This window comes from uncultured Thomasclavelia sp., assembly GCF_944324745.1.
GTDB lineage: Bacteria > Bacillota_I > Bacilli_A > Erysipelotrichales > Coprobacillaceae > Thomasclavelia.
Window position 1 is genome coordinate 21,194 of sequence record NZ_CALUXO010000056.1, and the last position, 25,029, is coordinate 46,222.

The 25,029-nt window shown below is 31.3% G+C and carries 22 protein-coding genes; 19 read left to right on the top strand and 3 right to left on the bottom strand.

Annotated features, from left to right (window positions below; genetic code table 11):
- Positions 1-9: 9 nt before the first annotated feature.
- Genes Q0K54_RS07375 through Q0K54_RS07410 form a run of 8 tightly spaced genes read left to right on the top strand, consistent with a single transcriptional unit; the run spans position 10 to position 8,498 of the window.
- Positions 10-1,371, top strand: a complete 1,362-nt coding sequence (locus tag Q0K54_RS07375; RefSeq protein WP_294579723.1) for a hypothetical protein — start codon at positions 10-12, stop codon at positions 1,369-1,371.
- A 12-nt stretch (positions 1,372-1,383) separates the two neighbouring features.
- On the top strand, positions 1,384-3,276 hold the full coding sequence (locus Q0K54_RS07380) for a V-type ATP synthase subunit I (RefSeq protein WP_294579726.1): 1,893 nt from the start codon (positions 1,384-1,386) through the stop codon (positions 3,274-3,276).
- 19 nt (positions 3,277-3,295) lie between these two features.
- Positions 3,296-3,727: an ATP synthase subunit C gene (locus Q0K54_RS07385; RefSeq protein ID WP_294579825.1), complete on the top strand. Its 432-nt coding sequence runs from the start codon at positions 3,296-3,298 to the stop codon at positions 3,725-3,727.
- 19 nt (positions 3,728-3,746) lie between these two features.
- Positions 3,747-4,055 (top strand): V-type ATP synthase subunit F, encoded by a 309-nt coding sequence (locus Q0K54_RS07390; RefSeq protein ID WP_294579727.1) that lies wholly within the window; start codon positions 3,747-3,749, stop codon positions 4,053-4,055.
- Between the two features lie 12 nt (positions 4,056-4,067).
- Positions 4,068-4,664 (top strand): V-type ATP synthase subunit E, encoded by a 597-nt coding sequence (locus tag Q0K54_RS07395; protein WP_294579729.1) that lies wholly within the window; start codon positions 4,068-4,070, stop codon positions 4,662-4,664.
- 15 nt (positions 4,665-4,679) lie between these two features.
- Entirely contained in the window at positions 4,680-6,431 is a 1,752-nt protein-coding gene (locus Q0K54_RS07400; RefSeq protein WP_294579730.1) for a V-type ATP synthase subunit A, read from the top strand.
- 13 nt (positions 6,432-6,444) lie between these two features.
- Positions 6,445-7,887, top strand: coding sequence for a V-type ATP synthase subunit B (locus Q0K54_RS07405; protein WP_294579731.1), 1,443 nt, complete (start codon positions 6,445-6,447; stop codon positions 7,885-7,887).
- A gap of 2 nt (positions 7,888-7,889) precedes the next feature.
- Positions 7,890-8,498 (top strand): V-type ATP synthase subunit D, encoded by a 609-nt coding sequence (locus Q0K54_RS07410; protein WP_294579733.1) that lies wholly within the window; start codon positions 7,890-7,892, stop codon positions 8,496-8,498.
- Positions 8,499-8,514: 16 nt separating this feature from the next.
- Here Q0K54_RS07410 and brxF read toward each other — a convergent pair whose 3' ends face one another.
- The gene (brxF, locus tag Q0K54_RS07415) at positions 8,515-8,943 is read right to left on the bottom strand and encodes a BREX-3 system P-loop-containing protein BrxF (RefSeq protein ID WP_294579735.1); all 429 of its coding nucleotides are present in this window, start codon (positions 8,941-8,943) and stop codon (positions 8,515-8,517) included.
- A gap of 274 nt (positions 8,944-9,217) precedes the next feature.
- On the opposite strand from brxF, the gene Q0K54_RS07420 reads away from it, so the two are divergent.
- From Q0K54_RS07420 to Q0K54_RS07445, 6 genes are all read left to right on the top strand, one after another.
- Complete coding sequence (locus Q0K54_RS07420) at positions 9,218-12,307, top strand: hypothetical protein (RefSeq protein WP_294579737.1); 3,090 nt, start codon at positions 9,218-9,220, stop codon at positions 12,305-12,307.
- A complete protein-coding gene (locus Q0K54_RS07425) occupies positions 12,285-13,214 on the top strand; it encodes an ABC transporter ATP-binding protein (protein WP_294579739.1) in 930 nt (309 codons plus the stop codon). Before Q0K54_RS07420 ends, Q0K54_RS07425 begins: the two co-directional genes overlap by 23 nt.
- Positions 13,198-14,103 carry an ABC transporter permease gene (locus Q0K54_RS07430; protein WP_294579741.1) on the top strand — a complete coding sequence of 302 codons (906 nt, stop codon included), beginning with the start codon at positions 13,198-13,200 and terminating at the stop codon, positions 14,101-14,103. Before Q0K54_RS07425 ends, Q0K54_RS07430 begins: the two co-directional genes overlap by 17 nt.
- A gap of 82 nt (positions 14,104-14,185) precedes the next feature.
- A complete protein-coding gene (locus Q0K54_RS07435; protein WP_294579744.1) occupies positions 14,186-15,070 on the top strand; it encodes an ROK family protein in 885 nt (294 codons plus the stop codon).
- 122 nt (positions 15,071-15,192) lie between these two features.
- Positions 15,193-15,957, top strand: a complete 765-nt coding sequence (gene aroD, locus Q0K54_RS07440; protein WP_294579747.1) for a type I 3-dehydroquinate dehydratase — start codon at positions 15,193-15,195, stop codon at positions 15,955-15,957.
- A 70-nt stretch (positions 15,958-16,027) separates the two neighbouring features.
- On the top strand, positions 16,028-16,405 hold the full coding sequence (locus Q0K54_RS07445; RefSeq protein ID WP_294579750.1) for a hypothetical protein: 378 nt from the start codon (positions 16,028-16,030) through the stop codon (positions 16,403-16,405).
- An 8-nt stretch (positions 16,406-16,413) separates the two neighbouring features.
- Here the strand turns inward: Q0K54_RS07445 and asnB are convergent, their stop codons facing one another.
- Positions 16,414-18,234, bottom strand: a complete 1,821-nt coding sequence (gene asnB / locus Q0K54_RS07450; protein ID WP_294579753.1) for an asparagine synthase (glutamine-hydrolyzing) — start codon at positions 18,232-18,234, stop codon at positions 16,414-16,416.
- Positions 18,235-18,413: 179 nt separating this feature from the next.
- Here asnB and Q0K54_RS07455 point away from each other — a divergent pair, with 179 nt between their 5' ends.
- The 5 genes from Q0K54_RS07455 (at position 18,414) to Q0K54_RS07475 (ending at position 24,063) form a co-directional block, all read left to right on the top strand.
- On the top strand, positions 18,414-19,745 hold the full coding sequence (locus Q0K54_RS07455) for a 6-phospho-alpha-glucosidase (RefSeq protein WP_294579756.1): 1,332 nt from the start codon (positions 18,414-18,416) through the stop codon (positions 19,743-19,745).
- Between the two features lie 105 nt (positions 19,746-19,850).
- On the top strand, positions 19,851-20,603 hold the full coding sequence (locus Q0K54_RS07460; RefSeq protein WP_294579758.1) for a MurR/RpiR family transcriptional regulator: 753 nt from the start codon (positions 19,851-19,853) through the stop codon (positions 20,601-20,603).
- The gene (locus Q0K54_RS07465) at positions 20,600-21,394 is read left to right on the top strand and encodes a MurR/RpiR family transcriptional regulator (protein WP_294579760.1); all 795 of its coding nucleotides are present in this window, start codon (positions 20,600-20,602) and stop codon (positions 21,392-21,394) included. The genes Q0K54_RS07460 and Q0K54_RS07465 overlap by 4 nt, the downstream gene beginning before the upstream one ends.
- On the top strand, positions 21,384-22,364 hold the full coding sequence (locus Q0K54_RS07470) for a LacI family DNA-binding transcriptional regulator (protein WP_294579762.1): 981 nt from the start codon (positions 21,384-21,386) through the stop codon (positions 22,362-22,364). Before Q0K54_RS07465 ends, Q0K54_RS07470 begins: the two co-directional genes overlap by 11 nt.
- Positions 22,365-22,494: 130 nt before the next feature.
- Positions 22,495-24,063 (top strand): DUF1593 domain-containing protein, encoded by a 1,569-nt coding sequence (locus Q0K54_RS07475; RefSeq protein ID WP_294579763.1) that lies wholly within the window; start codon positions 22,495-22,497, stop codon positions 24,061-24,063.
- A 37-nt stretch (positions 24,064-24,100) separates the two neighbouring features.
- Here Q0K54_RS07475 and Q0K54_RS07480 read toward each other — a convergent pair whose 3' ends face one another.
- Positions 24,101-25,021: an SPFH domain-containing protein gene (locus tag Q0K54_RS07480; RefSeq protein WP_294579766.1), complete on the bottom strand. Its 921-nt coding sequence runs from the start codon at positions 25,019-25,021 to the stop codon at positions 24,101-24,103.
- Positions 25,022-25,029: the final 8 nt, after the last annotated feature.

Consider the following 25,029-nt stretch of genomic DNA (forward strand, 5'->3'; position numbering starts at 1 on the left):
AGGATTATTATGGCAATTATAAAAACCCATTTCTTTAATGTCTCTTTTGAATTTAAAGATTTAATCAAGATATTGATTAAAATGACGGAATATCAAGATGATTTATTTCCTCAAGATTCAAAAAAGATAGTAAATAATGTAAAAGGGGTCTCAGTCATGGATCAAACTAATCCATATAATGAACCACTTGACAATTTATATCATGTCTTGGATCGCTTACATATTAGCAGTAATGTCCAAGATCAAGAATATAAAGAAATAAATCTATCATCAGTTAATAATCTGATTGAAGAAATTAATACTCAAATTGATAGCATTGTTGATATTAAGGAGAATATTTTAAAAGAGAAAGATGAAAATGATCAGGCAATCATCGTGCTTAAAAATTTAAAAGATTCTAATATTAGTGTTGATGATGTTAAAAATACTAAGTTTATTACTTGTCGTTTTGGACGGATTCCAATCGGTGAGTTTGATAAAATAAAATACTATCGTGATTATGAGTTTGTTTTTAAAGAATTAAAGCGAACTAAACAATATGTATGGATTGTATATGTTGGTTTAACAAAAAATATTTATGAAATTGATAATGCTTTTTCTTCAATGGCATTTGAGTTGATCGAATTACCAGATTTTGCTCACGGTAAAATCGATGAAGCTATTGCGATGTTAGAAGAAGAATCAGCTGCAATGGAAAAATATATCGAAAAAACAGCTGAAAAGCTTGAAGGGGTTAAAAACAAATATCAATCACAATTATTAGAGATGTTTACTCAAGTATATAATTTAAAGAAATTATATGATAAATGTTGTTATGTGGTCGATTTATCACATAAAGGAGCCATTTATCTCTTCACTAGTCTCGAACTTAAAGATGTTCAGGCGCGTTTTGATGATATTGATAGTGTCAAAATCATTGAACTTCCTGCAAATATCTATGAAAATAGAAATATTGTCGCACCAGTATTTACAAAGAATAACTGGTTAAGTCAACCTTTTGAAAATATTTTATCAATCCAGACAGGAGATCGTTTTGATCCAACAATGCTTGTAGCATTGATGACACTAATTATTGGTGCTGTTTGTTTAGGTGATATTGGAGTTGGATTATTTTTGATTATTTTAGGATTTCTTGTAATGATCAAAGGTCCTAATAATTTTGGTAAGATTTTAAAGAGAGTTGGTCTAGCTGTCTTGATTGGCGGTTTAGTTTATGGAACTTTCTTTTATCAAATCGAAGTTTATCCAGCCATTGTCGAAATGCCGATTCATATCATCCATACATTGATTTTTGGTGTTGGGATTTGGGTTGTATTAATAGTAGTGTTGCTAATTACTAAAAAGGTTATGCGCAGGTCGATTAAAGTGTAGAGGAGGGATAAAATGTCAATTGCAAAATTGGACCTACTCAGTATTATCTTTGATAAAGAGCACTATAACGATGTACTGTTAAAGTTGTTTGATCATGATGATTTTCATCCAGAACTGGCAACTAAGTTTATTGATACAGTTACAGGTTTATCGGTTTATAATCAGGATAATTTATATGAGGAGATCTTAGTACGACTAACAGATGCCGCCAACAAATATCAGTTTGAATTAAAAGAAATACCGGTCAAAAATAACCAGATCAATGTCTTAGGAGTAAAAGAATATCTTGACGACTTATTGTTAGATGTTGAAAGAATTGATGCGGTTAGAGTTCAGCTTGAAAGAATGATCGTTGAAAATCAAGAAGCGGTAATTCAATTAAAGCATGTTGCTGATATTGATGTGGATTTTGATGATTTGTTTAGTCTTAAGTATCTAAAAATTAGATTTGGGAAGATTCCAGTAAATAATGTCAATAAGTTAAATTATTATGAATCATTACCATTTGTTTTTAGAGGGTTTGAAAATGATGGGCATTTTGTCTGGTGTATGTATATTACAACACCTAGTGATGCTCCAGAAGTTGATAATATCTTTTCATCACTATATTTTGAACGAATTCATATTCCAACCTTTGTTCACGGTTCTCCAGAATTAGCGATTGGAGAAATTGAAGAAGAAGCACGAGTTGCCAAAGAACAAAGTGTTAAATTAAAACAAAGAATTGATAAGATGTTTGCTGATGATAAAGACAAGTTAAATGAAATTTATACGATTTCTAAACATTTAAATGATGTTGCCGTTATGCAAAAATATGTAGTTGTCATTGGTGATAAATTATCAGTTAATGGTTTTGTTCCAAGCAGACAATCAAAGAAATTTAAGGAAGATTTTGAACAGATTGAAAATGTGCTTGTTGATATTAAACCAGCTAATAGCGATGCACGGTTAGAACCGCCAACATTACTTAGAAATAACTGGTTTTCAAAACCGTTTAGAATGTTCGTTGAGATGTACGGAGTTCCTAAATATAACGATGCCGACCCAACGATGTTAGTAGCTCTTTCATATACCTTGTTATTTGGTATTATGTTTGGTGACGTTGGTCAGGGAGCTATTTTATCGATCGTAGGTTTTATTGCCTATAAGAAATTTAAATTAGGCTTAGGAGCCGTGGGAATGCGTTTAGGAATTTCCAGTATGATTTTTGGAGTGGTATTTGGTTCAGTATTTGGTAGTGAAGAAATATTAATTCCAATGTTTAATGCCATGTCACCAGATAATACAATGACATTATTGATTGCTGCAATATGTTTAGGAATTATCTTGATTGTGATTTCAATGGCGTTTAATGTTCTTTTGAATTTTAAGAAAAAGAATTATGGCGAAGCAATCTTAAGTCAAAATGGAGTATGTGGTTTATTGTTCTATATTTCTATTTTAGGCTTAGTTGTAAATATGTTTTTAGGATTAGGATTAGTTAATATCTTTTATGTATTGATCTTAATCGTTGTTCCTTTACTATTAATTTTCTTAAAGGAACCTTTAATTCGAAAATTTGAAGAAAATGAAAAAATGTTCCCTAATGGATTTGGTGCCTTTTTTGTTGAGGGATTCTTCGAATTATTCGAAGTTGTGCTATCATTTGTCACTAACACCATGTCATTTCTAAGGGTAGGGGGATTCGTTTTATCGCATGCCGGAATGATGTTGGTTGTATATACTCTAGCTGAAATGGTTGGAGGCGTTGGTGAATATATCGTTATCATTCTTGGTAACGTATTTGTAATGTGTCTTGAAGGACTAATTGTCGGAATTCAAGTGTTACGTCTCGAGTTCTACGAAATGTTTAGTAGATACTATGAAGGTAACGGAACAGCATTTAGAACTATTAAAGAGGATTAAAGTTGAGGAGGAAGTCATGATGACAGTTTTAGAATTTATTTTACCAGCATTAGTAGTTATTTTATTATCTTTACCATTAATTTCTGTATTTAAAGGAAAAGCAAGTGTTAAATCTGCAAAAATCAGATTAGGAACACATATTGCCGGATTTGCCGGAGCTGTATGTTTAGCATTATATTTAGCAGCTGCTACAAACGGAGTACATGCCGCTGAAGCTGCTTCAATCACTGGAACAATTGCTCAAGGGTTAGGTTTCTTAGCTGCTGCATTATCTACTGGTTTATCAGCATTAGGTGCTGGTATTGCCGTTGCTGCTGCTGCACCTGCTGCTATCGGAGCATTCTCTGAAAATGAAAAGAACTTTGGTAAATCATTAATTTTCGTAGCCTTAGGTGAAGGGGTTGCTATCTACGGTTTATTAATTTCAATCTTAATTATCAATAACCTTTAATTGAAAGAATGTGATCATTATGCGATTTTATTGTATAAGTGATAATGTCGATACCCAAATTGGACTGAGATTAGTCGGAATTGAAGGTGAAGTTGTTCATAAGCGTCGTGAATTTCTAGAATTACTAGAAGAAAAATTAAAAGATGATTCAATTGGAATTATCTTAATTACGACTAAATTAATTGAACTTGCACCGGATGTTATCTCAGAAATCAAGTTAAAACAACATAAACCATTGCTGGTGGAGATACCGGATCGTCATGGTGATTCAAAAATTGGTGAAACAATCGACCGGTATGTTTCTGAAGCAATTGGGGTTAAGTTATAGAAGGGGAATGCTATGGAAAAAAAAGAACAAGTATTTCTTTATATGAAAGAAGAAATTGAAAGACTCGCAAGCCAAGAAGAAGAAGAAATTTTAAAAGAAGCTAAAGATTTGGAAGAACAAGCTTATAACCAAATTAAAGCTGAAGCTAAAAAAGATGCTCAAGTTTTATTAGAAAAAGAAATTGCTGAAATTTCTTCTAATGCTAGCGTTGAAGCTTCAATGTCTCAAGAAGAAAGAACTAAAAAATTAGTTGCCAAACGTGATGAATACGTTGCTAATATTTTTAATGAAGCAAAAGATAAATTAGTTGCTTTTGTAAACAGCGATAAATATCATGATTATTTAGTTAGCCATGTTAAAGAAACTGGAGCTACTTATCAAATGGAAAATTCAGTACTTTATCTTAGAAGTGCAGATATGGCTTTTAAAGATGACCTGGTTAAAGCTTATGGTTATGATATTGAAGTCAAAGAAAGCAATCAAATCAAAATTGGTGGTTTTATTATTGAAAATACGATTACAAATGTCGTTGTTGATGAATCATTAGACTTTGCTTTAGAGAATCAAAAAGACTGGTTCTATAAAACATCAGGATTAATGATTAAATAAAACAGGGGGTTAAATATGAGTAATAATGTAATTTATTCAATCAATGGACCCGTTGTCAAAGTAAAAGATACGGTATCATTTTCAATGTTGGAAATGGTCTATGTTGGTAATGATTCATTAATGGGTGAAGTAATTTCGATTTCTAAAGAATTTACCACAATCCAAGTATATGAAACTACGACCGGTCTTAAACCGGGTGAACCAGTTGTTTCAACTGGTTCGCCTATCTCTGCAACATTGGGCCCTGGTATTTTAAGAAATATTTTTGATGGAATTGAACGTCCATTACAAGCAATCGAAGAAGAAAGCGGAGCTTTCATTCATGCAGGAAGTAATGTTGATTCTTTGGATGTTAATAAAAAATGGGATGTAACAGTAGTTGCCAAAGTTGGTGATTATGTTAAAGGTGGCGATATTTATGCTACTACACCAGAAACGGACTTAATTGTTCATAAATGTATGGTAAGCCCATTAATTAGTGGAAAAGTCGTTGAAGTTGTACCTGATGGTCAATATACGATCAACGATGTAATTATGAAAATTGAAGATGATGAAGGTAAGATCATCGAATGTACATTGTGTCAAAAATGGCCAATTAAACAACCTCGTCCAACCGCAAAACGTTTACCTATCAGTATTCCATTAGTAACGGGACAAAGAGTAATTGATACATCGTTCCCAATTGCTAAAGGTGGAACTGCAGCGATTCCAGGTGGTTTCGGTACTGGAAAAACAATGACCCAACACCAGATTGCTAAATGGTGTGATGCTGATATCATCGTTTATGTTGGATGTGGAGAACGTGGTAATGAAATGACTCAGGTTCTAGAGGAATTTAGTGAGTTGATTGACCCTAAAAGTGGTAAACCATTAACTGATAGAACAGTCTTAATTGCCAATACTTCAAACATGCCAGTTGCGGCGCGTGAAGCAAGTATTTATACTGGAATTACTTTAGCTGAATATTATCGTGACATGGGATATCACGTTGCTATCATGGCCGATTCTACATCAAGATGGGCCGAAGCGCTTCGTGAAATTTCTGGACGTCTAGAAGAAATGCCAGCTGAAGAAGGATTCCCAGCTTATTTACCATCTCGTTTATCACAATTCTATGAACGGGCTGGTTATATGGAAACTTTAAATGGTCAAGAAGGTTCTGTTTCGATTATCGGAGCCGTTTCTCCTCAAGGAGCTGACTTCTCAGAACCAGTTACTCAAAATACAAAACGTTTCGTTCGTTGTTTCTGGGCACTAGATAAAGCTTTAGCTTATGCAAGACATTACTTTGCAATTAACTGGACTCAAAGTTATAGTGATTATGTTTACGATCTAGAAAAATGGTACAATAAAAACGTTAGTCCAAAATTCATTTCTGACCGTCAGGAAATCTCATATATTTTAGCTGAAGAAGCTAAATTAAATGAAATTGTTCAGTTGATGGGATCTGATGTTTTACCAGAAGATCAAAAATTAGTCATTGAAATTGCTAAAGTAGTTCGTGTCGGGTACTTGCAGCAAAACGCTTTCCATAAAGATGATACATATGTACCTTTGGAAAAACAATTAAAGATGATGGAAGTCATTTTATATTTAAATAAACGTTGTAAAGAGGCAGTTGCTCAAGGTAAAGTAGTTCGTCGAATCGTTGATACAGGAATTTTTGAACAATTGATTCGTATGAAATACGATATTCCTAATGACAATATTGCCAAATTAGATACTTATTATCATGATATTGATGAAGCAATCAATTCAGTAGCGTAGGAGGAAAATGATTATGTCACTACAATATGTAGGTTTAAGTGAAATTAACGGACCATTAGTCGTTTTAGACCACGTTAAAGGTGCTTCATACGATGAAATGGTAGAAATTCAAATTAGCGATGGAACAACTAGATCAGGACGTGTTGTTCAAATCGAAGGTGAAAAAGTTGTTGTTCAGGTTTTTGAAGGAACTAACGGACTTTCACTAGAAAATACTAAAACTAGATTACTTGGAAAACCAATGGAACTTCCAGTTTCTAAAGAAATCTTAGGAAGAATCTTTGATGGTGCTGGTCGTCCAATCGATGGTTTAGGAGAAATTTATGCCGAAGAAGAAATGGATATCAATGGGCTTCCATTAAACCCAGTAGCTCGTGTTTATCCACGTAACTATATCAATACTGGTATTTCTTCAATTGACTGTTTGGCTACTTTAATTCGAGGACAGAAGTTACCAATTTTCTCAGTATCTGGTTTACCTCATGACCGTTTAGCAGTTCAAATTGTTAAACAAGCTAAAATTGCTGATGAATCTGGTCAAGGATTTGCGGTAGTTTTTGCTGCAATGGGGGTAACTAATGATGTTGCTGAATATTTTAAACGAAGCTTTAAAGAAGCTGGGGTAATGGAACGAGTGGTAATGTTTTTGAACTTATCAAACGATCCAATTATCGAACGTACTTTAACACCACGTTGTGCTTTAACAGCTGCTGAATATTTAGCATTTAAACAAGATATGCATGTTTTAGTAATCTATACTGATGTTACTTCATATTGTGAAGCTGTTCGTGAATTCTCTTCTAGTAAAGGAGAAATTCCAGGACGTAAAGGATATCCAGGATATTTATATTCTGACTTAGCATCACTTTATGAAAGAGCTGGTATCATTAAAGGCGCTAAAGGATCAGTTACTCAAATTCCAATCTTAACAATGCCTAACAATGATATTACTCACCCAGTTCCTGACTTAACAGGATATATTACTGAAGGGCAAATTACCCTTGATGTTGATTTAAATTCTGCTGGTGTTTATCCACCAGTTGGAGTTTTACCATCACTTAGTCGTTTGATGAAAGATGGTATCGGTGAAGGGTATACTCGTGCTGATCATCAAGATATTGCTAACCAGTTATTTGCATGTTATGCCCATGTTCAAGATGTTCGTTCTTTAACATCAGTTATTGGTGAAGATGAATTATCTGATTTAGATAAAAAATATATTACTTTTGGTAATCTATTTGAACAATATTTCATCAACCAAGGATTTAATACTAATCGTAGTATTGAAGAAACATTAGATTTAGGTTGGGATTTAGTTTCTGTTTTACCAAGAGAAGCGTTAGATCGTGTTGATAATGCTTTACTTGATCAATATTATAATCATGAAAAAGCAATGCAACGTTTCAATATTCAAGAAAAGAAGATTATTAAAGAATTACAAAGAGAAGGTGAATAGTCATGGCTCTTAAAGTAGTTCCAACTAAGGGAAATCTAATGGCAATGAAAAAATCATTGGAATTAGCTAACCTTGGTTATAGTCTGATGGATCAAAAACGTAACGTTCTGATTAAAGAAATGATGAGCTTATTAGATGATGTAAAAGTAATTCGTGATCAAATTACTTCATCTTATCAAGAAGCTTATGATGCTTTGCAGGAAGCAAATATTTCTCGAGGTTTAATTAGTGATATTGTCAATGGAATTCCTGAAGATTATGGAATTTCCATTGCTTATCGTAGTGTAATGGGAGTTGAAATTCCTAAAGTTAATTATAATAAGCAGCCAATGAAAATGACTTATGATATTGAACGTTCTAATTCAAAAGTTGATTATGCTTATCATTGTTTTTATAAAGTAAAACAATTGACTGTTTTATTAGCTGAAGTTGAAAATAGTGTTTATCGTCTTGCTAATACTATTAGAAAGACGCAAAAAAGAGCTAATGCCTTAAAGAATATTTCAATTCCTCGCTTTGAAACTACAGTAAAAGCAATCACTGAAGCTTTGGAAGAAAAAGAACGTGAAGAATTCACAAGACAAAAAGTAATTAAAGAGACGAAAAAATAGTCGTAGGTTTCTACGACTATTTTTGTATGAATTTTATATTTTCGTTATCCAATGAATATTCCAGGTTAGCAGGTAATTTAGAACGAATGTGTATTAGTTTATTATCTTTGATCATACCATTCCATGTTGCTACAACAATAGTTTTTTCAGTTAATTTCTTCAAAAATGAAAGCATATCAATCTTAGAATCTTTAGCATAAAGAACTCGCTTATTATCGATCAATAGAATATCTTTATCATAGTTATCTAAAAAGGCATCCATGACAGCTTCGATATCATTAGAATTTGTTTTGAATATCTGGTCAAAATTTAAAATTGGAATACCAGTTTCTTTACTGTATTCATGAATTACTTTTGATTTACCACTGCCAGGTTCACCAATGATTAAGATTAATTTGCTTTCGCCATTTTTGGCGGCTTCGATTTCTTTTTTTAATTGATCCATGGGTCTTTCCTCCTTTTCTATATTCCCAAACTTCATTAAAAATTGATTATCTGTTATCTTTATTTTAACATTATTACCGTGTTTTTAATAGCAAAATCATCACTTTAATTATTATTTCCTGGGAAATATGAGGTATTTTGTCAAAATTAATTATTTTTAAGTTTCTTTAGATTAATTAAGAAATAAAACTGTGTTATTCGTTGTGATACAGAATTACCAATGTTATACTGTAACTGTTATAGATAATATAATACAGTTATGGAGGAAAGGATAGATGAAAAAAATATTACAGGGATTATTGTCAGTTATCTTTTTAATGACAATAAATACGACCCCACTTAAGGCTTTAGATGATGAATCATCTAACAGTGAATCGTACAATCTTGGTGATGTAGTCAATGCTTCATGTACTAGTCATCAGGTAAATTTATCAGATGATTTGCAAGGATTAATGATTGGGGTCGATGATGGTTTGGTGCTGGTCGATTATGATTTTAAGATTAATACAGAATTTCCAGTGAATGATTTTACTGTTATCGATGATCTAGATAATGATGGTGTTAAAGATGTTTTTGTTTATTTAAAGACTGATAATAATTTTGATGATTTAAAAATTATTAGTGCTAAAACTTCAAAAGTCTTAGCTAAATGGAAACATGAATATCCAGCCTATAATGATATGAATACTAAAGTGATTAAAAATGCTAAAGTTCATCATCAAAGGTATCTTGATGGTATTATTTATTATTTATATAATTATCATCTAACTGCTTATGATCCGGTTAAACAGAAAGTTGTTTTTGACTATGAAGGCGTTGATAATCTTTGGAATTATGTGGTACTTGAGGATAAAATTTTAATTACTAATCAGTTAGGACAAGTTATTGCTTTAGATAAAAAGGGAAAAGAGTTATATCAGGTAAATTTGACTGATGAAATTGAAGTCACAGTTGCTTATACTAATAGTAAAGAAAAAGTATTGTTAAATGCCTGGGATATAATGGAACATAATGGTCATGTCTATGTAACATTAGAAGATAGTCGCTTAGTTGAAATTGATAGTCATAATGGTGATGTGACAAATCAAATAACGCTTGATGAAAACAATAGTAATTTATTAACTAAGTCATTAGCTGATAATCGTTATGATAACTATAATCTAGCTCCTAATGGAATTGATGATTATGAATTTATGAGTTATCAGATGCAACTGATTGATGATAATTTAATGCTTGTAAGTGGCTATTTTGGTAATAGTTATTTAAATACGATTACAGAGGATTGTCCTTCCAGCCAAGTTTATGTAGTTAAACTTGATGATTTTACTATTCAAGGGCAGTTTTCACTTGAGCAAACTAATCTTATTTCCAGCAATCTAACAACAGGTATTTATAATGATCAGGCAGCTATAATTGTTCCGGGGTCATTTAGTGATGGTAAATTAAAATTGTTAGTATATGGTTTTGATGGAAATATGTTAGGACAAAGTGAGATCAGTTTAAATAATAACAGTATCGAGACAACGCATATTGTAATCAATAAAGTTGATCAGGGGTATTTATTACAGGCTGGAAGCGATATTGAAATTTTATTAGATCATCAGCTAAAAGTAATCAAATATCTTGGTAATGGAATGCAGGCAAATAAATTGGCAGATTTAAGTGATGGTATTTTGGTTAGTTATTATCAAAATAATGGAATTCAAATGATTAGAAAATATGGTAATAATGGTCCAAATGATGTTTTAATGGAGTTTAAAGTGCCAACAGCATATCCTAATAATGGTTTTGAAGCGATAAATTATGATAGCAATCAAAATCAGATATTATCACTAGTTAATGAAACAAACTCTAATCAGGTTGTTGCCAGTCATGTGATAATCATGGATTTAAATACCGGAAGTTTAAGTGATCATAAAGTATTACTTGATCAAGGGTATGATGAAAATAATCGTTATTATCAAAATTACTTAACCGGATCATCGATTAAATATTTTAGTGATTTAAATAAAGATAAATCATTAGAAATTTTAGTTGATGATAATTTGATTGACGGTGCAACTAAAGCATATAAAGCTAATTATGATCAAACATTTGAAGGTGCTGGTTTAGTATTAGAAGCTGGTGATGTTAATCAAGATGGTGTGGTTGATTTGGTTAATATTACTGAAAATCAAATGAGTATTTATTATTCCAAGATTGATGGCTATGTAATTAGCTATGAAAAGAGTAATATTGTAAAAAATTATGATAAGAAATTACAAAATAATTTGTATGCCAAAAATCTTGGTGATTTAGATCATGATGGTTTTAATGAGATTGTTATTAATGATTATAATGAACGAAAATGTCAGTATTTCCAGGTATTAAGTGGAAAAGACTTATCAGTCAAATATGGTCTGATGATTGATGGAGTACTTGATTATGGTGAATGTTTTGCCCTGACGAAACAAGACTATAATCAAGATGGTGTTGATGATCTATTATCTTATGATGGTAATGCTACTTATACGATTATTAGTGGTAAAGATGGAAGTGCGATTTTTAATTATGATAGTTATGATTGGGGATATGAGTTTTATTCCGGTGATCCAGTTCCATTAGATTATTTAGTGGAATTTAAGATTGATGAAAGTATTAATAATGTTTTAAGTCTTAATGATTTAGATGGTGATGGAATCAATGAGTATGGATATCTCTATTATCAAGATAGTACTAACCAAACTTTATTAGCAATCATTAGTGGTAAAGATTATCAGGTTTTAAAAGAGGTGGTCTTAGAAAGTGAAAATTATAGTGATAATAATGTGTTAGCTATTGCTGGTACTAATAAAATTGTTTATTTAAAAGATGAATTGGCTCAGATTTATGATTATCAGGAAGAAAAAATTATTGCTGGATTAAAATCTGAAATTAAAAGTGCTAGAAAATTAAATGACCAGCAATTGTTAATAGAAACGAAACAAGAATTAATGACTTTTAATGATCAACGTGATTTTGAATTAGTAGATTTTGATGAAAGTGAAGAATCTAATGGACACTTATTGATCAAATATCAAAGTGATAAAAATGGTATTATGGCTATCTATGATCAAGGAAAACTGGTTAAAGAAACTTCAGCTGATACTATAACGCTTGATTTATTGTCAGGTAATCATAAATTATTATTTTCTTATAATGATGGTCATGGGAAAATTACCAGTTATCAAGCATCAATCGAGGTGTCCAAAAGTCCTTTAGGACGTTATCTAGTTATCACTATAACTTTAGGATTATTAGTTGGAGCTTATGTTCTAGCGATATATCCAAAATATCATTTAAAGAAAAAGGCAGGGAAGGTATATGAAAGACTTAATCGTCACTAAACATATTGATAAAGTTTTTGGTGATTTTAAAGCTGTTGATGATTTATCATTGAGTTTGGAAAGTGGCAAAATTTATGGTATTATCGGCCCTAATGGCGCTGGTAAATCGACAACGATGTCACTTTTAATGGGGTTAATATTTCCAAGCAAAGGTCAAGGAAGTATTAAAGGATATCCGCTTGGTTCTTCAAAAGCCAAGGCCTTGATCGGATATGCACCAGAATTTCCTGATTTCTATCATAATATGACATGTCTAGAGTACTTGGTTTATATGGGACAACTTTCAAATTTATCATATATGCAAGCAATTGAGCGCTCTTTAGTATTGTTACAGGAATTTGGTTTATTAGAATATCAGGATAAAAAAGTAGTAAAATTTTCAACTGGTATGAAAAAGAAAGTAGCATTGATTCAAGCATTATTACATGAACCAGAGATTTTATTATTAGATGAACCAACTGCTAATTTAGATCCAACCAGTCGTCATGAAATTATTAAACTAATCAAAAATTTAGTTAGTCAAAAGCAGATGACCGTTTTAATAAGTTCTCACGTTTTAACGGAATTAGAAACAATTATTGATCATGTCATCATGATTAATCACGGGCATGTTTTAATCAATGAACCACTAGCGGTCGTTTTAAAGCAATTTAATCAGACCAGTATTTTAGTTAGTTGTTTAAATCAAACGGCGTTACAAACATTTTTAAAGCAAAATGATTATCAATTTACTATTGATCATGATATTTTTAGAATTACTACTGCTAATAAAACTAAGTGCAAAAAACAAATAATTAAATTTATTTATGAAAACGATGATGAGCTCTTTTTATTGAAAGAAGATCAAATTACTCTAGATGGCTTATATCAGCAGTTTATGGAGGAGAAAAATGAAGGTCTTAGTTAAAAATACATTTAACCAGATGTTTAAGCTAATTCCAATGATAATAACTAGTATCATAGCTTTATTGTTAGGAATCTTGATGGCTTATGGTTATACCAAGTTAGTTAACCAGAACCTAACTTATGAAAAGATGGTCAGTAACATTGAAATTATTTTTATCATCATTAATTTTGTTTTTCTTACAGGAATGATATTATGGATCATTGTTGCCAGTAGTGCTACCAGTTTATTTGCCAGTGAAATCCATGAAGGAACAATGCGATTGTTACTGGCTAAACAAATATCTCGTTTAGAATTGGTAGCAGGTAAAATTGTGGGAATGTTATTAGGAAGTATGGCATATTTAGGATTGATTTATCTGATTTTTATCTTATCGTTTGTTGTAATTAGTGGCGTTGAAAAAGATATTTTAATATTAGTTTTGAAGTATACAGGTAGTTTTATTATTTTTGGCTTGCTGATGATTTTTATTGTTGGAGGAATTGGTAGTTTTTTATCAAGCTGTTTTAAACGGAAAGTTCCCGCAATCATTATTTTAATAATTTTAATGATGTTAATTTTCTTTATTATTCCAATCGCCAGAATTTTAATCGGGGATATTTATCAAAATTATCATCTTTACTATTTAGATATTAATTATCATCTTGCAAGTATTTACAGTCAATTTATTGATTTACTAGGTGGCATCAATGCCTCACTTGATGAACTTAGTAGTTTAAATTTATTTACTAATTTATTTCCCTATGTAACTCCTGACTATGATCTAACAGCCAGTGTTGTCGATTGTATGAATAAAACAATCAATGGAACAATAATAATGGCAATATATTTATCATTGGCAGCTATATTATATTATTTTAGCTATCGAAGAATATTAAAAATGGATATTTAGGATCAAAGCTTATCTTTGATCCTTTTTATGTGTTATGATAGATAAAAGACAAACTATTAAATGTCAATAAGGAGGCATGAACATGTATTTAGTATTTGATATTGGTGGTACTGCAATCAAGTATTGTTTAATGGATGATAAGGGACAGATTATTGATCAATGGGAGTTTTCATCAAAGGAAATCAACGATTTAGATGGTTTTGTAAAATGTATTCAAGAAATTTATGATAAATATAAACATCAGGTTGTCGGAATTGCTTTTTCATCACCAGGAGTCATTGATGCAAATAATGGGGTGATTGAAGTAATTGTCGCTCATCCATATTTACAAGGAGTTTGTTTGACAGAGGTTGTTTCTAAAGCTTGTGATGGTATTAAAGTAACCGTGGAAAATGATGCTAAATGCGCTGCTTTGGCAGAAACTTGGATTGGAAACGGAAAAGAGTATCAAGATATTATTGTGGTGGTTTTAGGAACGGGAATCGGTGGAGCGATTATTAAAAATAAACAGATTCATCATGGTGGACATTTATTTGCCGGTGAAATTAGTACAGTCATTGTTGATTATGATAAGGCTACTAAACAGTTAGTAACCTGGTCAGATATTGCTTCAACGACGGCCTTATGTAAACGAGTAGCTAAAGCCATTGAGGTTCCTGCAATTAACGGCTATCAGGTTTTTGAATTGGCTAATAATCATGATCAGCGAGTTATCGATATTTTAAAAGATTTTTGTTATGACATAGCTATTCAACTATATAATCTTCAATATATCTATGACCCAGAAGCGATATTAATTGGTGGCGGGATTTCAAAACAACCATTATTAATAACGATGTTACAAGAGGCAATCGATTTGATTAGTCAAACATCTAATCAGCTGGTAATTCCGACTGTTAATACCTGTAAATATTATAACAATGCGAATTTAATTGGAGCTTTATATCATTTTTTGTCACAAAAATAATTTAATTTTTTGCGCAAAAAAAGTATCATCTTTCTTGCAATAGTGTTATAGTATATAGGACGAAAATATTAAATATTCATCGTTCATATATAATCTAATTATATATTTAAAGGAGGATTAATATGATTGTTTGTAAAGTTAAAGACATTGTCATCGGTGAGGGGATGCCAAAGATATGTGTGCCGGTTGTCTTTACTAATCAGCAGGATATTGTTGCAGAATTAATAAGACTTGAAAAAATGGATATAGATTTAATTGAATTACGGATTGATTATTTTAGTGATTTATTAAATGATCAAAAGCTAACGGAGTTGTTTAATAGTATTGCGGCTTTAAATTTAAGCAAGGGAATTATCTTGACTTATCGTAGTGAAAAAGAAGGTGGCCTTGGTAAATTAACGATTCCTGAATATATTGAATTATATAAGTTAGCTTTAAACAGTAACGCTTTTGATATTTATGATGTTGAGTTAACTAGTGGTACTAATGCTATTATTACTTTAACTTCACTGATTCATCAAGCTGAAAAGAAAGTATTGATGTCGGTACATGATTTCAAACGTACCCCTAGTATTGATACAATGATGGAAAAATTTAAATTAATGGATTCATTAGAAGCAGACATTTTTAAATTAGCTGTTATGCCAGAAGATTTTAAAGAAGTATTAGCTTTAATGGAAACAACATTGAAAGCCAATGAACTATATGATCGTCCAATTGTTACGATGTCAATGTCTTCAATGGGAATAGTGACTCGTTTAATGGGAGAACAATTTGGTTCAGCGATTACTTTTGGTAAAGCTCAAGAAGGTTCAGCTCCAGGACAGATTGATGTTCAATCATTAAAACAGGTGTTACAAGTTGTCCATGATAATATTGAAAATTAGTTCTTGTAAGTTACAAGAACTTTTTTGCTATATTTTGACAGTTTTTACATATAATGTATCAGGTGATTAAATGATACTAAATCAAGATGAACTAGAGAAGTTATGTTTATATTTTTATCCATATGTTTTTGATTATAAGGATATTACGTTAAATAATTTAAAAATTAAAATCGGTGATTATTTACATGTAGAAGCCAATTTAAATTATTATAATATTGATACTAAATTAAAGGCGGTTGCTAAAATTGAAGTAGGTGATTTTATCGTAATAAAATTTGATGGAATTATTAAATATGGCTTTATCAATCTGGATTTGAAAAAAGTATTAAGTGAATTAGTTAAAGATAATCCATATTTATTGGTTGCAGATGATCAAATTAGATTTGAAAATGGATTGATTAAAGATATTTTATTAACTGATGGATATTTAAAAATAGAACTAAAATAATCTTTTGATTATTCTAGTTCTATTTTAATTTGATAAATATGACCCCATAAATAGATCTGATAAAGATAGGCTAATAACTGTGGACCGGTCATTAATTGACCAAACCAGGGATATTTAAATGATTTACCACCAGTATTAATCAAATCAAGTAATTTATCATGGTTAAATAATCGTAATAGGATGTTGTCAGGATCTTTAAGGGTCCCTTTTAATAGTTCTACGATTAAATCTCGATAAATAGGGGAATGGGTTTTAGGATAGGGGTTCTTTTTACGTTTATAGATATCTTCCGGTAAAAAATCTTTAAATGCATCGCGCAACAATCCTTTTTCTTGGTCGTGGTGATACATATAATCCCAAGGGACATTATACAAATAGTTGACAAGATTTTTGTTTGCAAAGGGCACTCGAAGTTCAATTGAACTATGCATTGTTTGACTGTCAGACCGGGTCAATAATGTTTGCATAAACCATTCCATATTTAAATAAATCATCTTACGCTTATTGGAATCCATAAAACTATAATCCTGATAATCAATTTCTTGTAATGTTTGATAGTATTTATTTAAAACATATTGTTTAATATCCAGTGCTTGAACTTCATCAGAAAATAAAGCTAAGCGCATATCAAAATCACGAATCCATGGAAATCCTTCAATCTGGTAAAGTTCTTGACGATAAAACCAGGGATAACCGCCAAATATTTCATCGGCACATTCGCCTGAGAGAACGACTTTATGATGATTGGCAATTTCTTTAGAAAAAAGCAAAAAGCTAGAATCAACATCAGCCATTCCCGGTGCATCACGAGCTATCAAAGCTTCTTTTAAAGCCATAACTAAATCTTTTTGTGATAAAGTTACGGTTTGATGTTTAGTATGATAGCGTTGAATCATTTCTTCAATAAAATGATCATCTCGGGTAGTTTGGTATTCATATGGTTTAAAGTATTTATCCTGGTCTTGATAATCAACACTATATGTTGCCAAATTGGAAACATACTGACTAGCTATACCCGTAATAATTGAGGAATCTAAACCACCAGAGAGCATACAGGAAATGGGAACATCACTTAATAATTGCATTTGGATACTATGATTAACTAATGAACGAATTTGATAAACTGTTTCTTCATAACTTTGATGGTGTTTGTTTCGTTGAAGGCTCCAATAGCGAATTATTTCACAATAATTATTAAAAACATTCATATAATGGCCAGGACGCAAACTATAAATGTCTTTATAAATAGTATTACCAGGTGAAACGCTCGGACCTAAACCTAATAATTCTTGTAAGCCTTGTTTATCGACAATTGCTTGATTTAAATATAATAAAATACTTTTAATTTCACTGCTAAAAATAAACAAATCGTCACGATGATAATAATATAATGGTTTGACACCAAGTTGATCACGTGCAATAAATAAATGATCTTGATAACTAATGACAAATGCAAAGATACCATCAAGAAGATTTAAACAGCGTGGCCCATAGGCAATATAGCTTAATAGTAAAACTTCAGTATCACTTTGACTATGAAAATGATAGCCATCATTAATTAATTGCCTTTTTAGATCGTTCATATTGTAGATTTCACCATTATAAACAATCGTATATTCAATGTTGTTAAAGGTATATTTAAATGGCTGCTTACCGCCATTTAAATCAATGATAGATAAACGACAATGACCTAATAAAGTTCGTTTTTGATTTACGATATTATAGTCATCTGGTCCTCGATGTTTTAACAATTCTAACATCTGTTTAAATTTTGGTAATTCAGCAGATAAATCGCGGTTGTAGTTATACATACATAAAATACCACACATAATTTCACCTCAATTATAGTTTATGTTTGATTTGAATTAATATGATTAAAACTGCCGTGAAATTTCACGCTAAATGTGATATATCATTAAAACTCGATCCTGTCTCTAAGTTGGCTGATTATATTGTAATTTGAAATAAAAATAGTTACGATAATTTTGTAAAAAAGGAGACTGAAACAATGGAAAAGAAATACTCAATTACTGTTGCTGGTGGCGGAAGTACATTTACACCAGGTATCGTTTTACTATTATTAGATCATCAAGATCGTTTTCCCATTAGAAAAATTACTTTCTATGATAATAATGCTAGTAGACAAGAAATAGTTGCTAAGGCTTGTGAAATTTTATTAAAAGAAAGAGCCCCTGAAATTGCATTTAACTATACAACTGATCCTGAAACAGCATTTAGCGATGTGGATTTTGTTATGTGTCATATTAGAGTAGGATTATATGCGATGCGGGAAAAAGATGAAAAAATTCCTTTAAAATATGGCGTAGTTGGTCAAGAAACATGTGGGCCTGGAGGTATTGCTTATGGTATGCGCAGTATCGGTGGGGTAATTGAAATTTTAGATTATATGGAAAAATATTCACCGGAAGCCTGGATGTTGAATTATTCAAATCCTGCGGCAATTGTCGCTGAAGCTACTAGAAGATTACGACCAAATTCGAAGATTCTAAATATCTGTGATATGCCAATTGACCTGGAAGAAAAAATGGCAAGCATGGTGGGATTAAAATCACGTAAAGAGATGTCAGTAGGTTACTATGGATTAAACCATTTTGGCTGGTGGCATAAAATTGAAGACAAAGAGGGTAATGATTTAATGCCAGAAATTAAAAAGCATATGGCAGCTAATGGCTTTGCGGATGCTTTGTCTAAAACTAATCAACATGTGGAACCAAGCTGGTTAGAAACTTTTGCCAAGGCTAAAGATGTTTATGCTCTTGATCCGGATACAATTCCCAATACTTATTTAAAATATTATTTATTCCCTGATTATGTGGTTGAACATTCAAATCCTAATTATACAAGAGCTAATGAGGTAATGGATCATCGTGAAAAGATTGTCTTTGGCGCTTGTCGGGATATTATTGAAAAACAAACAGCAGTTGATTGTGGTTTTGAAGCTGACGGGCATGCTGAATATATTGTTGATCTAGCTTGTGCTATTGCTAAAAACACTAAAGAGAAAATGTTGTTAATAGTTCCAAATGAAGGTGCTATTGAAAATTTTGACCGTACTGCGATGGTTGAAATTCCTTGTATCGTTGGTAAAAATGGATATGAAAGAATTGTTCAGGGGGCGATTCCACAATTTCAAAAAGGATTGATGGAACAGCAAGTTTCAGTTGAAAAGTTAACAGTTGAGGCTTGGATCGAAGGAAGTTATCAAAAATTATGGCAGGCGATTACTTTAAGTAAAACGGTACCAAGTGCTAAAGTAGCTAAAGAAATATTGGATGAATTGATTGAAGCTAATAAGGATTATTGGCCTGAATTAAAATAATAATGATTGAAGATAGTCTAGTTGACTATCTTTTATTTTACGCATTAAGTTAAAATTTATTTTTTATTTGTCTAATGTTATAATATTAAAGAAACGGAGCCGATTATGAAATTAGATGAATTAGTAAATAAAAATTATGAAAATCTTAATGAAAATGATCATTATATCTGGCAATATATCACTAATCACCGCCAGGAATGTGAAAATTTGTCAATTGATAAGTTAGCCAAAAAATGCCATGTGTCCCACAGTACAATTTTACGTTTTTCCAAGCGACTGGGGCTAAAAGGATTTGTTGAACTAAAAGTACTATTAAAAATTGATAATCAGCTTCAAGCAACTAAGCTGCAACCAGATAGTGTTTATCGAGAATATAGTAAGGTATTGCAAAATCTACAAAATAATCAATATCTGGAAATAGTACAAAAAATTTATCAAGCTAAAAATCTTTATGTTTATGGAACAGGTGAAATTCAAGAATCAATTGCGCAGCATTTAAAAAGATCTTTTTTACGAGTAGAAAAGTTATTTTTAGATATTGATACAGCGGCGGATCTAGAAGCTTATTTGAGTTTATATGAAACAAATGATGTCTTTTTTGCAATCTCCTATAGTGGTGAAAATAAACGATTGATTGATTATATTTATCGTTTAAAAGCTATGGGCGTGATTATTGTTACAATTGTCGCAAATTTAGATAGCACTTTAGCCCATATTAGTAACTATAGTTTGTTAATTGAAGAAGTAGAATTGACGATACCTGACAATAGTCAAGAAACTTTATTGGGAAGTGGCTTTGTAATGATAGATTTTTTATTTGCTAATTATATTGAATATGTTAAAGGGGTGCAAAGATGATCTTATTAGAAGATTTAGTCAAAGAAAAATATCATGAATTAAATGAAAATGAATTGTATATTTGGCAATATATCTTACATCATAAAAAAGAAACCCAAAAAATGTCGATTCAAGAATTGGCACAACGTTGCAATGTTTCGCGTACAAGTATTTTACGTTTTGCCCAAAAGTTAGGATTAGATGGTTTTAGTGAATTAAAAGTATATTTGAAATTAGAATTAAGTCAGAAATTTTCTTTCGATTCCCGAGAAATTGATGAAGTATATTATTCGTTTAATAGTACGATGAAAATGATGATGGAAAGAGATTTAACTAAAATCTTGGAAATGATCCACCAGGCAAAAAGAATTTTTGTTTATGGAACAGGTATTGTTCAAAAGAATATGGCCCGAGAACTAAGACGGGAGTTTATTTATACTAATAAGGTCTTTCATTTGGTTGGCAGTGGCGATGAAATTGAAGTAACGTTGAAGAATGCAACTTCTAATGATTTATTCATGATTGTTTCCTTGTCTGGTGATAATGAAACAGCAGTGACTTTAGCTAAAACTTTAAATACTTTGAATATCCCTTTAATTGCTATAGCCCGCGATGGCAATACGTTATTATCAAAATACTGTGAAGATATGATTACTTTTCGTTATAAGGAATTTCGTTTAGGAAATCAAAATGCGTTTTTTGGGGGAACGGGACATTTTTTCTTAATTACAGATTTTTTATTTTTACGGTATTTAGAATTTTTACAAGAAAAAGAAAATAATTTAGAGGGTGGGGATGATCTTGAAAATTAAAGCAGCACAAATTGCACGAGATTTAGGGTTATCAAAAGCAACTGTTTCGCTGGCTTTAAATGATAAACCTGGTGTCAGTCAAGAAACGAAAGAATTAATTTTTGATTATATTAAACGAATTGAAAATGGTGAAATTATTAATAGTAATAGTCTAATTAAAATTGTCAATTATTCTAAAAAGACTAATACGCATAGTAATGAAGTTGATCTTTGGAGCGGGGTTTTAAATGCTTTTGCCCTAGAAGCTAAGAAAGATGGCTTTACTTTAGGTATTGATTATATTAATGATGATGATCAAATAAATAAGCTGGTTTTAGAGTGTAATCAGGCTAATGTTGCAGGTGTAATTGTTTTTGCTAATGAACTAGATGAAGATAAGGCAAATCTATTTAAGAAAATAAATAAACCGCTGGTATTTTATGATAATGATTTTAATGATGATCGATATAGTTATGTAATGGTTGATAATTATCGGGGTTTAGAAAAAATAATTTTATTGATTAAAGAAAAAGGCTTTTCAAATATTGCTTATTTAGCTAATAGTGATATGAATTTTAATTTTAATCAAAGACGAATGGCTTTTAATGCTTTATTGCAAAAGTATGATTTAAATGGAAAAATTTTTGTAACTGGTAATGATGTTGCCAGCAGTTATCAGATAATTAAAAGTAATCTTAAAAATTCATTATATCCTCCAGTATTAATTTGTGAAAATTATCAGGTTTCTATTGGGGCGATAAAGGCAATTGAAGAATTAAAATTGATTTTTAAGCAGGATGTAAGTTTGATTGGTATTGATGAAATTCCAGATTATTTTTGTTATGGTAAACATTTGACAGCTTTAAAAATACCTCATGATCAAAGGGCTTATCTGGCAATGACATTATTAAAAAAGGAAATTGAAAAAAAGTCTGAAGATAAATTTCGTATTTATGGAATCTGTAAAATAATCGAAGGTGATACGTTGTAGTAATATTGATATATTACTACTTTTTTTTGTAAATATTTTTATTGAAAGGGTTTACAAACAAATTTAAATAGTTTATTATTTGTTTATAAAAGTTTAAAAAATAAACAAAAATAAACAAAAGGAGAAAGAGATGAAATTAAAAGGATTGAAAAAAATTGGGTTGATTTTATGCCTGCTAACACTAGTAGTTGGATGCTCTTCTAGTGGTGGAGGTGAAAATACAGTTGTGAAGCAAACAAAACAAGAAAAAGCCCGGACAGTAATTACGACCGATGGTGAAGTTGATGATATGAACTCAGTTATTCGTGCGCTATTATATTCAAATGATATGGATATTAGTGGTATTGTTCTAACTAGTTCTATGTATCATTATGCTGGTGATGCAGATAAAGGTATTGAACCATTTAGATGGACGGGTACTGACTGGATTTTTGATTTTTTAGATGATTATGAAGCAGTATATGATAACTTAAAAGCTCATGATGATGAATATCCTGAACCAGATTATTTAAGATCAGTTACTAAAATTGGAAATATTACTAACCAAGGTGAAATGGATGAAGTAACTGAAGGTTCACAGTTTTTAAAAGATTTATTTTTAGATGATGACGAAAGGACATTATACGTTCAAACTTGGGGTGGAACTAATACGACCGCTCGAGCTTTAAAATCAATTGAAGAAGAATATTCTAATAGTGATGAATGGGAAGAAATTCAACAAAAAATCAATGATAAGCTAGTTCTTTATATTATTTTAGATCAAGATGCTAGTTATAATGATTATATTGCTAAAAACTGGCCAGATATTGAAGTAATCAATGATCGTAGTAATTTTTGGCATTTTGCTTATGCCTGGCAAATGCATAGTGATGAATTAAATGAAACATTAAAAGCCAGCTGGTGCTATGAAAACCTTGTAAAAGATAAAGGACCGTTAATGGAAAATTATGCGCTGATGGGTGATGGTAAAATTATCGAGGGTGAAAACTACGAAGAACTTCGTGGAACTCAAGATTATTTAGCTAATAATCCTAACTATCAACAATACGATTTTATTTCTGAAGGAGACTCACCATCATTTTTATATTTGATTGATACAGGGCTACGTAGTTTAGAAAATCCAAGCTATGGTGGCTGGGGAGGTCGTTTTGGTGAAGACGGTATTAATTCAGTCTTAGATTTTAATCCTTATTCTAACGAATATGAAGCGCAATATAGTTTAAGTCGCTGGTTTACTGATCTTCAAAACGATTTTGCTGCAAGAGTAGATTGGTGTTTAACTGCTGATGAATCAGCTGTAAATCATGCTCCTAGTGTTAGCGTTGAAGAAGGAATTGATATTGAAGCTAGTGCTGGTGAAGAAGTAACTTTAACAGCAGTTGGTCAAGATCAAGACGATGATAACTTAACATATCGCTGGTGGCGTTATTTTGAAGCTGATACTTATCAAGATAGTAAAATCACCACTGAAGAGGCGGTTCAAGATCTAGGTGGAATGCAAATTGATATTACTCGTCAATTAGGTGTCGATGAAAAAACGGATACAATTAAAATTACTAATGCTAATGCAGCTAAGATGACATTTACAGTTCCTGAAGATGCTAAAAGTGGTGATACAATTCATATGATCGTTGAGGTTCAAGACGATGGGGCTTATCAGTTAAAACATTATCAAAGAGTTATTATTACAGTAAAATAAAAAGATAACTGCCGTGAATTTTCACGACAGTTATTTTCTATTCTTGGTTTTCAGTTTTGTCATCAACTACAAGTTCTTTTAATGAGCTAGCTAAACCAGCCAATCCTTGAATTTCGCTAGGAATAATAATCTTAGTGGCATTTCCTTTAGCTAATTCTTCTAATGCTTTAAATCCTTGTAAAGTTACATAAGCATTTTCAGGTTTTGCATCATTGATATAACGAATCCCTTTTGCTTGAGCTTCATATACTAATCGTAAAGCTTCAGCTTCACCTTCAGCAATAGCAATTTTTGCTTCTTTATCCGCAGTAGCTCTTAAGATCATTGCTTCTTTATCACCTTCGGCATTTAAGATGGCTGCAGTCTTTTTACCTTCGGCTTGTAAGATAGCTTCACGTCTTTCACGTTCTGCCCGCATTTGTTTTTCCATTGCTTCTTGAATATCTCGTGGTGGAATGATGTTTTTAACTTCAACACGATGAACTTTGATTCCCCATGGATCAGTTGCATCATCTAGAATACTGCGCATTCTCGAATTGATGATGTCTCTTGATGTCAGTGTTTCATCTAATTCTAAATCACCGATGATATTTCTTAATGTAGTTGCAGTTAAATTTTCAATTGCATTAATAGGACGATCAACACCATAAGTAAATAACTTAGGATCAGTGATCTGATAGTAAACAACAGTATCAATTTGCATAGTAACGTTGTCTTTAGTGATAACTGGTTGTGGTGCGAAATCTACAACATGCTCTTTAAGTGAAACTTTATTAACCACGCGATCAAAAAATGGAATTAAAATGTGCAAACCAACATTACAAGTACGGTTATAAGCACCAATTCTTTCAACAACATAAGCTTTAGATTGTGGTACGATTCTAATTGTTGTTGCAATAATAATGATAACCAGAATTGTGAAAATTCCCCATAATACATATACAAATAAATTATCCATAATTATCT

Excerpts from the sequence above, each read along its gene's own strand:
- Q0K54_RS07375 (WP_294579723.1), top strand. The coding sequence starts at position 10 with ATGGCAATTATAAAAACCCATTTCTTTAATGTCTCTTTTGAATTTAAA.
- Q0K54_RS07380 (WP_294579726.1), top strand. The coding sequence starts at position 1,384 with ATGTCAATTGCAAAATTGGACCTACTCAGTATTATCTTTGATAAAGAG.
- Q0K54_RS07385 (WP_294579825.1), top strand. The coding sequence starts at position 3,296 with ATGACAGTTTTAGAATTTATTTTACCAGCATTAGTAGTTATTTTATTA.
- Q0K54_RS07390 (WP_294579727.1), top strand. The coding sequence starts at position 3,747 with ATGCGATTTTATTGTATAAGTGATAATGTCGATACCCAAATTGGACTG.
- Q0K54_RS07395 (WP_294579729.1), top strand. The coding sequence starts at position 4,068 with ATGGAAAAAAAAGAACAAGTATTTCTTTATATGAAAGAAGAAATTGAA.
- Q0K54_RS07400 (WP_294579730.1), top strand. The coding sequence starts at position 4,680 with ATGAGTAATAATGTAATTTATTCAATCAATGGACCCGTTGTCAAAGTA.
- Q0K54_RS07405 (WP_294579731.1), top strand. The coding sequence starts at position 6,445 with ATGTCACTACAATATGTAGGTTTAAGTGAAATTAACGGACCATTAGTC.
- Q0K54_RS07410 (WP_294579733.1), top strand. The coding sequence starts at position 7,890 with ATGGCTCTTAAAGTAGTTCCAACTAAGGGAAATCTAATGGCAATGAAA.
- brxF (WP_294579735.1), bottom strand. The coding sequence starts at position 8,943 with ATGGATCAATTAAAAAAAGAAATCGAAGCCGCCAAAAATGGCGAAAGC.
- Q0K54_RS07420 (WP_294579737.1), top strand. The coding sequence starts at position 9,218 with ATGAAAAAAATATTACAGGGATTATTGTCAGTTATCTTTTTAATGACA.
- Q0K54_RS07425 (WP_294579739.1), top strand. The coding sequence starts at position 12,285 with ATGAAAGACTTAATCGTCACTAAACATATTGATAAAGTTTTTGGTGAT.
- Q0K54_RS07430 (WP_294579741.1), top strand. The coding sequence starts at position 13,198 with ATGAAGGTCTTAGTTAAAAATACATTTAACCAGATGTTTAAGCTAATT.
- Q0K54_RS07435 (WP_294579744.1), top strand. The coding sequence starts at position 14,186 with ATGTATTTAGTATTTGATATTGGTGGTACTGCAATCAAGTATTGTTTA.
- aroD (WP_294579747.1), top strand. The coding sequence starts at position 15,193 with ATGATTGTTTGTAAAGTTAAAGACATTGTCATCGGTGAGGGGATGCCA.
- Q0K54_RS07445 (WP_294579750.1), top strand. The coding sequence starts at position 16,028 with ATGATACTAAATCAAGATGAACTAGAGAAGTTATGTTTATATTTTTAT.
- asnB (WP_294579753.1), bottom strand. The coding sequence starts at position 18,234 with ATGTGTGGTATTTTATGTATGTATAACTACAACCGCGATTTATCTGCT.
- Q0K54_RS07455 (WP_294579756.1), top strand. The coding sequence starts at position 18,414 with ATGGAAAAGAAATACTCAATTACTGTTGCTGGTGGCGGAAGTACATTT.
- Q0K54_RS07460 (WP_294579758.1), top strand. The coding sequence starts at position 19,851 with ATGAAATTAGATGAATTAGTAAATAAAAATTATGAAAATCTTAATGAA.
- Q0K54_RS07465 (WP_294579760.1), top strand. The coding sequence starts at position 20,600 with ATGATCTTATTAGAAGATTTAGTCAAAGAAAAATATCATGAATTAAAT.
- Q0K54_RS07475 (WP_294579763.1), top strand. The coding sequence starts at position 22,495 with ATGAAATTAAAAGGATTGAAAAAAATTGGGTTGATTTTATGCCTGCTA.
- Q0K54_RS07480 (WP_294579766.1), bottom strand. The coding sequence starts at position 25,021 with ATGGATAATTTATTTGTATATGTATTATGGGGAATTTTCACAATTCTG.